This is a genomic window from Bradyrhizobium sp. (assembly GCF_017881085.1).
Taxonomy (GTDB): Bacteria; Pseudomonadota; Alphaproteobacteria; order Rhizobiales; family Xanthobacteraceae; genus Bradyrhizobium.
Genome location: NZ_JADGRI010000486.1, coordinates 1 through 2,662, shown reverse-complemented (window position 1 = coordinate 2,662; position 2,662 = coordinate 1). Strand labels below are relative to the sequence as shown.

Annotated in this window: 2 protein-coding genes; both read left to right on the top strand. The window is 61.3% G+C overall.

Translation table 11 applies throughout. From position 1 onward, the window contains the following. Nucleotides 1-229: 229 nt before the first annotated feature. Nucleotides 230-1,729 carry an IS21 family transposase gene (gene istA / locus QZ213_RS27015; protein WP_291689103.1) on the top strand — a complete coding sequence of 500 codons (1,500 nt, stop codon included), beginning with the start codon at nucleotides 230-232 and terminating at the stop codon, nucleotides 1,727-1,729. Further along, the gene (istB, locus tag QZ213_RS27010; protein ID WP_291689102.1) at nucleotides 1,729-2,457 is read left to right on the top strand and encodes an IS21-like element helper ATPase IstB; all 729 of its coding nucleotides are present in this window, start codon (nucleotides 1,729-1,731) and stop codon (nucleotides 2,455-2,457) included. The genes istA and istB overlap by 1 nt, the downstream gene beginning before the upstream one ends. Nucleotides 2,458-2,662: the final 205 nt, after the last annotated feature.

Genomic DNA, 2,662 nt, shown 5'->3' with positions numbered 1-2,662 from the left:
CTTCCGACGCCTCCCGGGTGCCGTTCAATCTTTGACGGCGTCGCCCTTAGGACCGATCTAAACTCCAAAACTGAGTGCGGGGTTGAACTGTACCTCCACCTTCGCGTGCAAAATTGCGGACAATAGTGACCCCTTGAGGGGGATTTTCGCATCCAATTCCGACCCCTTCTGACGTGTTGTGTCAGCGTCCTTCCCTTTAGCCCTGCTGGGCTGGGAAGGGCTTTGGGGAATGATTGGCGTGGAGAAGATCGGCGAGATTCGACGCGCCTATTTTGAGCAACATCGCTCGATCAAGGAGATTGTGCGGACGCTATCGGTATCGCGCGCGACGGTGCGCAAGGTCGTGCGAAGCCACCAGACCGAGTTCAAGTACGAGCGCGGAGTCCAGCCCGCGCCCAAGATTGGCGCATGGGTCGAGGTTCTGACGGAGATCCTGGAGCAGGAAGCCAAGCTGCCAAAGCGAGAACGCCGGTCGACGCAGCGGCTGTTCGAGGAGTTGCGCGGGCGCGGATATGACGGCGCCCACGACAGCGTACATCGGTTCGTCAAAGCTTGGCGTAATGAGCACGTCCGGGTTCCGGTGCATGCCTATGTGCCGATGAGCTTCGCGCCAGGAGAAGCCTACCAGTTTGACTGGAGCCACGAGACGATCACGCTTGCGGGCCTGCCGCTTACGGTCAAGGCGGCGCACATGAAGTTGTCGCACAGCCGCATGCCGTTTGTGCGGGTCTACTTTCGCGAGACCCAGGAGCTGGTGTTTGACGCCCACGACAGGGCGTTCCGATTCTATGGCGGGGTCTGCCGACGCGGCATCTACGACAACATGAAGACGGCGGTCGAGGCGATCTTTGTCGGCAAGGCGCGCCGATATAATCTCCGCTTTCTGCAAATGTGCTCGCACCATCTGGTCGAGCCGGTGGCCTGCACGCCCGCTTCGGGATGGGAGAAGGGTCAGGTCGAGAACCAGGTCGGCAATTTGCGCGACCAAATGTTCCGGCCCAAGCCACGGGTAAAGAGCCTCGCCGAACTGAATGCGTGGCTGGAAGATCAGTGCATCGCCTACGCCCAGCGGACCCAGCATCCAGAGTTCAAGGAGCGGACGATCTGGGAGGTGTTCCAGGAGGAACGCGCGAGCCTGATGGAGTTGCGCGGCCCCTTCGACGGGTTCGTCGAGAAGGCGGTGCGGGCCAGCACCACTTGCCTGATCATGGCCGATCACAATCGCTACAGCGTCGATGCGCGTGCCGCCGGGCGAATGGTGCTGGTGCGCTCCCATGCCGAACGCATCGTCGTGTTGCTGGACGACGAGGTGGTCGCCGATCACCCACGTCAGTTCCGACGTGACCAGATCATCTACGATCCCTGGCATTATCTGCCGGTCCTGCTGAAGAAGCCCGGCGCCTTGCGCAACGGCGCCCCGTTCAAGGATTGGGCACTGCCGCCCGCGCTGACCCAGGTCCGCACCAAGCTGAAGCAACACGCCGACGGGGACCGACAGTTCGTCAAGGTATTGAGCGCGGTGCTGGATCACGGCATGGCAGCGGTCGAGGCCGCCTGTACGGAAGCGTTGGAGGCCGGCATCGCCAGTGGCGATGTGATCCTGACTGTGTTGGCGCGCCGGCAGCAGCCCGCGACACCACCCAGCATCACCACGCCTGATGCGCTTCGCCTCAAGATCGAACCCGCGGCCGATTGTGGCCGATACGACCGCATAAGGAAGATCGCCTAATGGAACGCCACGAGATTTTGGAAGCCATGAGCGAACTAAAACTTTACGGCATGCGCGCCAGCTTCGATGAGATTGCGGGCAAAGGGCTCACCCGGCGCGATGAGATCTATCCGCTCATCGCCAGTCTGATCCGGGCGGAACGCACCCACCGGCAGGCCCGCTCGATCAGCTACCGCATCGGCGGAGCCAAGTTCCCGGTCTTAAAAGATATCGACACGTTCACCTTCGCCGATACGCCGATCGATGAAGGACAAGTGCGCGAACTCGCCACCGGTACATTCCTGGACGCCAAACGCAATGCGATCTTCATCGGTGGCACCGGCACCGGTAAAACCCATTTGTGCATCGCCGTCGCCTCAGCCGTTATCCGTGCTCGCGCCAGAGGCCGCTTCTTCAACCTGGTCGATCTGGTCAATCAACTCGAGCAGGAGAAGGCCGCCGGTCGCAGCGGCCGGCTCGCCGAGAAGCTGCTGCGCCACGACCTCATCGTCATCGACGAGCTCGGCTACCTGCCATTCAGTCAGTCTGGCGGGCAGTTATTGTTCCACCTGATCAGCAAACTCTATGAAAACACATCACTGCTGATCACCACCAATCTGGCCTTCGCCGATTGGCCTCAGGTGTTCGGCGACGCCAAGATGACAACCGCCATGCTCGATCGGCTGACACACCACTGCGATATCGTCGAGACCGGCAACGACAGTTGGCGCTTCAAGAACCGCGCATAATCTCCCGCTCACCAATCGCCGCCCGCCAAGACCGGCTTTGCTTCGCTATTTGCGGCTCCGCGACGCCGGTCTCGGCTCTGTTAATAGGGTCGCCCTTGGCCGCGATACCGGGGGTCGGCGTTGGATGCGATTTGACAACGTGCGGCGCGCTCACTTATCGTGCGAGCCGCTGCGAGTGCTGCCGACCATCTAGGGCAGGAAGGAC